The organism is Nonomuraea rhizosphaerae (assembly GCF_019396405.1).
GTDB lineage: Bacteria > Actinomycetota > Actinomycetes > Streptosporangiales > Streptosporangiaceae > Nonomuraea > Nonomuraea rhizosphaerae.
Genome location: NZ_JAHKRL010000261.1, coordinates 1 through 6,212, shown reverse-complemented (window position 1 = coordinate 6,212; position 6,212 = coordinate 1). Strand labels below are relative to the sequence as shown.

Annotated in this window: 6 protein-coding genes; 3 read left to right on the top strand and 3 right to left on the bottom strand. The window is 72.0% G+C overall.

Features of this window, described 5'->3' with window-relative positions; all coding sequences use genetic code 11:
* The first annotated feature begins 60 nt into the window (after positions 1 to 60).
* Together KME77_RS13125 and KME77_RS13120 are read left to right on the top strand one after the other, a co-directional pair.
* Positions 61 to 687 carry an HAD family hydrolase gene (locus KME77_RS13125; protein WP_219466405.1) on the top strand — a complete coding sequence of 209 codons (627 nt, stop codon included), beginning with the start codon at positions 61 to 63 and terminating at the stop codon, positions 685 to 687.
* Between the two features lie 179 nt (positions 688 to 866).
* The gene (locus KME77_RS13120; protein WP_219466399.1) at positions 867 to 1,571 is read left to right on the top strand and encodes an HAD family hydrolase; all 705 of its coding nucleotides are present in this window, start codon (positions 867 to 869) and stop codon (positions 1,569 to 1,571) included.
* A 365-nt stretch (positions 1,572 to 1,936) separates the two neighbouring features.
* Here the strand turns inward: KME77_RS13120 and KME77_RS13115 are convergent, their stop codons facing one another.
* On the bottom strand, positions 1,937 to 2,629 hold the full coding sequence (locus KME77_RS13115) for a TetR/AcrR family transcriptional regulator (protein ID WP_219466396.1): 693 nt from the start codon (positions 2,627 to 2,629) through the stop codon (positions 1,937 to 1,939).
* 53 nt (positions 2,630 to 2,682) lie between these two features.
* Here KME77_RS13115 and KME77_RS13110 point away from each other — a divergent pair, with 53 nt between their 5' ends.
* Positions 2,683 to 3,837, top strand: coding sequence for an FAD-dependent oxidoreductase (locus KME77_RS13110; RefSeq protein ID WP_219466393.1), 1,155 nt, complete (start codon positions 2,683 to 2,685; stop codon positions 3,835 to 3,837).
* A gap of 302 nt (positions 3,838 to 4,139) precedes the next feature.
* On the opposite strand, the gene KME77_RS13105 is transcribed toward KME77_RS13110, so the two are convergent.
* Both KME77_RS13105 and KME77_RS13100 read right to left on the bottom strand, forming a co-directional pair.
* On the bottom strand, positions 4,140 to 4,598 hold the full coding sequence (locus tag KME77_RS13105) for a GNAT family N-acetyltransferase (RefSeq protein ID WP_219466390.1): 459 nt from the start codon (positions 4,596 to 4,598) through the stop codon (positions 4,140 to 4,142).
* Positions 4,599 to 4,662: 64 nt separating this feature from the next.
* A partial coding sequence (locus tag KME77_RS13100) for a penicillin-binding transpeptidase domain-containing protein (RefSeq protein ID WP_372451171.1) occupies positions 4,663 to 6,212 on the bottom strand: 1,550 nt, incomplete at its 5' end.

The following is a 6,212-nucleotide window of genomic DNA, read 5'->3' as shown; positions in this document are numbered from 1 at the left end:
GAGGTCGCGGCCTCACTCGTTCACCGGCTTGTCACACCCGGCGGCTACGCTGGTAATGACATGACAAAGCACATCATCTGGGACTGGAACGGCACGCTGTTCCACGACATCGATGCCGTGGTCGGAGCCACGAACGAGGTCTTCAGGGCATACTCCCTGCCCGCGCTCGACGCCGACGGCTTCCGCGCCGTCTACACCCGGCCCATCTGGGTCGCCTACGAACGCCTGCTCGGCCGCCCGCTCGAAGAGGGCGAGTGGGAGCTGCTCGACGACGGCTTCCACGAGCACTACTTCCGCCTGAGCGCCGCCTGCGGGCTCGCCGCCGACGCCCTGGCCTCGCTGGCCGGCTGGGTGGGCACCCAGTCGCTCTGCTCGATGGCGCCGCACGCGCACCTGGTGCCGCTGGTGGAGTCGTTCGGCATCACCCGCCACTTCACCAGGGTCGACGGTCTGCTCGGCCTGACGGGCGGGGAGAAGGCCGTGCACATGACCGCCCACATCGAGGCGCTCGGCCTGCCGCCCGGCGACATCCTGGTGATCGGCGACAGCGTGGACGACGGGCTCGCGGCCAGGCACGTGGGGGCCAAGGCCGTTCTCTACACGGGCGGCATGAGCACCCGCGCCGAGCTGGAGGCCACCGGGCTGCCGGTCGTCGACACACTCGCCGAGGCGCTGCGCCACGCCTGACGCGCCTGCCGAGGGGCTCGCTGAGTGTTCGCTGTAGTGCTCGTTGAGGGGCTCGGTCGCGTCTGAGAGGCGGGCCGCGAAGTGCTCAACCATGCCCGAATCGCCCAGACGGGCGCTTCAGCGGCGGCGATGGCCGTACCCTGGCTGGGACCCCTCAGGAGGCTGCCATCAAACGCCTTGTGCTCTGGAACATCGACCTCACGCTGGTCGACGTCGCCATCGTGACCAGGGACGCCTACGCGGAGGCGTTCCGTCTGGTGACCGGGCGGCCGCTGGTCAAGCTGACCGCGGCGGCGGGGCGGCCGGACTCCGAGATCGTCTTCGAGACGCTCGCCGTCAACGGCATCGTGGCCCAGGACGACCACCTGCCCAAGTTCCTGTCGGCGCTGGCCCTGGCCTTCGCCGACCGGCGCGGACGGCTGGCCAAGGAGGGCCGCGCCATGGCAGGGGCCAAGGACGCCCTCAAGGCCGTGGCCAGGCTCGACGGCGTGGTGCAGTCCGTACTGACCGGGACCATCAAGAGCAACGCCGTGCACAAGCTGAAGGCGTTCGGGCTGGACAAGCACATCGACTTCGAACTCGGCGGCTACGGCGAGGAGGTCTACCCCAAGGCGACGCTGCTCCAGGTCGCCCAGGGACGGGCCAAGGCCCGCTTCGGCCAGCCGTTCACCGCCGCGAACACCGTGGTGATCGGCGACTCCACGCGCGACGTCCAGGCGGCCAAGATCGGCGGGGCGGCGATGATCGGGGTGGCGTCGGGACGGTCGATGGCCGGCGAACTGCGCGAGGCCGGAGCCGACCTCGTGCTGCCGGACCTGTCGAACGCCTCGGAGGTGGTGGCCGCCGTGGCGGGCCTCACGGCCCCGGTCAGCCCGGCCCGCTGACCCAGCTCGGCACCGCTCGGGCCTCCGCCTTCGGGGGCGCTTTTCGCGCTACGGGGCTCCGGACTGCGCCCCCTGGGGGGCTCAGCGCCCCCCAGACCCCCACAAAAGCACGGTCCTCGCTGACGCTCGGGCGCCTTCCACACGCAAGCGGCCTCTTGACCGGAGCGAGCCCAGACAACGCCAACAGGTGATCGCTCAGCATCCGAGAAGTCAGGCTCAGTGCACATGGCCTGGATGCCGTCGCTGAGACTGATCACCGATGCGGCCTGGTCGTCCGGGCTTGCCCTAGTAACCGGCTGAACAGGTAAGTGTGCGGCCCGGCGGCGTCAGGCGGCGCCACCGATGTCACCTGGAGAACTCGCGCGTCACCCCGGCAGCGGGGCCAGCTTGGTGGCGACGGCGTCGAGGACCCATTCCAGCCCGGTCGAGAAGGACGTCTCCGCGTCCACCTCCGCGCCCTCGTGCATGGCCTTGGCCAGCGCCGGGAAGCGGCCCGTCGCCAGCATCCTGCTCACGTGCGGCCCGTGGGCGCGCTGCCAGTCGAGCTTGGACAGGCCGGTGGCGCGCTCGGACCGCAGGTCCGCGATCTCGCGCCTGATCGCGCCGGTGGTGTAGGCGCTGACGGTCGCCACGGCGCGCATGACGGTGTCGACGTCGGCGAGGCCGTCGAGGGCGGACAGCATGGTCTCGCTCACGGCGAGGGCGTTGGGGCCCAGGGTGAGACGGCCGCCGAGCAGGTCGGCCAGCCATTCGTGGCGGAGGGTGGCCCGCCTGGTGCGGTGGGCGTGGCCGCGCAGCGCTTCCCGCCAGTCGCCGGGCCGCTCCTCGGGGAGGATCTCGGCGTGCACCTCGTCCACCATGAGGTCGAACAGCTCCTCCTTGGTGGAGATGTAGCCGTACAGCCGCATCGGGCCGGCGTCCAGCCGGGCGGCGACCTTGCGCAACGACACCGCCTCCAGCCCGCCCTCGTCGGCCAGCGCGATGGCGGCCGCGACGATTCGCTCCCGGTCGAGCGGGGTGGGGCGTGTCGGCGGCTCCGGCCGGTCCCACACAGTCATGAGTGCATCGTACTGTTGCGATACGCCGTAAGGCATCGATACAGTGTATCGACATGAGACATCGTATCGCCGTGATCGGGGCCGGTCCTGCCGGACTCACCTTCGCCCGCGTCCTGCACCGCCACGACTGCCCCGTCACCGTCCTCGAACGTGATCCCGGCTCCGACGCCCGCCCCCCGGGAGGCACGCTGGACCTGCACGAGAAGATGGGACAGCTCGCGCTGGAGAAGGCGGGGCTGCTGGCGGAGTTCGAGGCGCTGTCCCGTCCCGAGGGGCAGGCCATGCGCATCCTGGACGTGGACGGGACCGTCCTGCGTGACTGGCCAGCCCGTCCGGATGACCTGGCCAACCCCGAGATCGACCGGGGGCAGCTCCGCGACCTGCTGCTCGGCCCCCTCGACGTCCAGTGGGGGAGGGGCGTGACGGAGGTGATGCCGGGGACGCGGGACGGTGCGCTGGTGCGTTTCGCGGACGGGCGGGAGGAGACGTTCGACCTCGTGATCGGTGCGGACGGCGCCTGGTCGCGGGTCCGCCCGGCGCTCTCCTCCGTGACGCCGCACTACACCGGCGTCACCTTGGTCGAGACCTCTCTGGACGACGTCGACACCCGCCACCCCGACCTCGCCCGGCTGATCGGCGACGGTTCCATGGCGGTGTACGGCGTGAACCGCGCCCTCGTCGCCCAGCGCAACAGCGGCGGCCACGTCAAGGTGTACGCCCAGTTCCGCGCGCCGCTGAACACGAGCGCGGACACGAGCGCGGACACGAGCGCGGTCGCGGGCCTGGACGGGGCCGACGTCGAGGCCGTGCGGTCAAGTCTGCTGGCTCTGTTCGACGGCTGGGCCGCTCCCGTCCTGGACCTTCTCCGCCACGGCGCCGCTTTCATCCCCCGCCCCCTCCACGTCCTGCCCGTGTCCCACACCTGGGCCCACGTCCCCGGGGTGACCCTCCTGGGCGACGCCGCCCACCTGATGCCCCCCTTGGGGCTGGGCGCGAACCTCGCGATGCTGGAGGGCGCCGAACTCGCCGAGTCCATCGCCGCCACCCCCGACCCAGGTGACCTGGACGAGGTCGTCCGCGCCTTCGAGGAACAGATGTGGGCACGGGCCGCCAAGTGGGCGGAGTTCACGGCGGCCGGTCTGGAACGCCTCGTGAGCCCGGACCCCGCCGAGGCCCTCGCCCTCTTCGACTCGGTCCAGCCATCCTGAACAGCGGTTCAGCCTTCCTGGCCCGCGGTCCAGCCATCCTGACCGCCGGCCTCACGTCAGCGCCGCTCCCGGGACACGGGCGCGGATCGCGTCCATGGTCGCCTCGTCCGAGACGCCCTGCCAGTCGTACCGTGGTGTTCAGGGGGCGGTGAGGGCGCGTACGTCCTCGTCGGCGAGCTCGACGCCCGACGACGCCACCGCGTCGTCGATCTGGGAGGCCGGGATCGTGCTCGGTCGGCTCGGCTCGTTCCGCGACGTGCCCGAGGTGTGCGAGCTCCTGTCGGACTACCCCTTGGATGGGCTTAGCGCGGTTGGTAGCCGGGCGTCCTGAAAGGCCAGTCCGCGGCCAGCCATCCCTTCACGGCCTCGTACAAGGGCACGTCCAGCTCGGCCCGGTCGGCCCGGACCCAGGAGGACACCTTGGCGTCGTGGTCGGCGTCGCGGGAGGGATAGATGTAGAGGCACCCGATCACCTCGCCGTCGTCCGGGTCGAGGACGGTGTAGGTGAAGCCGCGGCGCTGGACGAAGTCGTTCGCGTGGCGCTCCAGGTCGGCGAGGTTCGCCTCCAGGGTCATGCCGTCCGCGGGCGGCCATTTCCCCTCCCGGAAGCCCGGGGTCGCGCGGACGTGCTCGATGCTGCCGGTCCAGGCGGCGTGGTCGGAGACGTTGTGCTGGGGGCCCAGGGGTTCCAGGCGGAACCGCGGGGTGGCCAGGGACGTGGGGACGGCGAAGTCGTCCGGGACGAAGGCGCGGTCGTTCATGGGGCCGAGGCTACGAAATCGAGCTGGTGGGGTGCATCTGAATTGATTCCGCCCCCGGGCGGGCTCAGGCCAGCTCGGTGAGGAAGCGGGCCGCGATCGGGGCCGCCACCGCCGAGCCCGCGCCGCCGCCCTCCACGACCACCGCGAACGCCAGGTCGCCCCGGTAGCCGACGAACCACGAGTGCGCGGGCGGCTCCTTGCCCGAGCCGTACTCGGCCGTGCCCGTCTTGCCCGCCGTACCGCCGGGGAAGCTCACCTCGTGCGCGGTGCCGTCGGTGACGACGGCGGGCATGAGGTCGCGCAGCGCCTTCACCACGCCGTCCTCCAGCGGGCGCGCCCGCAGCGTGCGGTCGGGCACCAGGTTCGCGGGGACCAGCCGGGGCGGGCGCCAGGAGCCGTCGGCGATGGCGGCGGCGACGGAGGCCATGTTGAGCGGGCTGGCCAGCACCCTGCCCTGCCCGATCGACGCGGAGGCCAGGTCGGTGTCGTCCTTCGGGACGGGGAACTCGGCCCGCACCGCCGGCACGCCCGGCGTGATCGCCGCGCCGAAGCCGAACGCCGCCGCCACCTCGGCGAGCCGGCCGCCGCCCAGCTTGTCCACGCCCATCGCGCCGAACGTGGTGTTGCACGAGTGGGCGAACGCGTCCCGGAACGAGAGCCGGCCGTAGTCGTGGAAGCCCGCGTTGTGGAACGGGAAGCCGCCGATGTTCTGCTCGGCCGGGCACTCGACCCGCTCGTCCGGCTCGGCCCCGTCCGCGACCAGCGCCGACGCGGTGACCACCTTGAACGTCGAGCCCGGCGGATACTTGCCGAGCAGCGCCCGGTTGAACCCGCCCGGCTTGTTGACCACGGCGAGGATCTCGCCGGTGGAGGGCCGGACCGCCACCAGCGAGGCGGGTTTGCGCACGTCGTCGAGCGCGTCGGCGCCGGCCCGGTGGACCTTCAGGTCGATGGTGGTGCGGAGCGGCTTGTTCTCGCTCGGTCTCGCCAGGGTCTGGAGGAACCGCTCACCCTGGTACAGATCAATCCGCCGCTCGCCGGCGAACCGGTCCGGGTAGGTCTGCTTGAGGCCGTCCACGAGCTGCAGCACCGAGCCGGGCGCGTCCGTGGTGTCGACCCGGGTGCCGTCGGCCGCAAGCACCTGCGGCGTCGCGGCCTTGTCCGTGACCAGCCGCAGCGATCTGCCCTGCTTGAGCGACGGGTTGACGGTGGCGGGGGTCCAGGAGACCTTCCACTCGCCGCCCTGCTCGACCAGCTTCAGCCGGCCGTTGTAGGCCCACGGCTTGGGGCCGGTCAGCTCGGCGCGGAAGGTGACCTCGCGGCCGTCCGCCTCCTGCTCCGGCCGGTCGGCCGCAGGGCGTTTAAAGGTTGCCCCAGTGAGCTTGAGGTCGGTGCGGAGACGCTGGTGCCAGCGCTCGAAGTCGGCGGGCGGGTCGGCGACGAGCCTGCGCATCTCCGCATAGTTCTGCTCGGACCAGGCGGACAGGTACGAGTCAGCCGTCGCCTCCGGTGAGCCCTTGGTGCGCAGGAACCAGATCGTCCCGGCCGCCGCGACGGCGGGCACCAGGACGGCGGCGGTGGCCCACGGCCACCGCCCCCTGCGCCTGGGCGGGG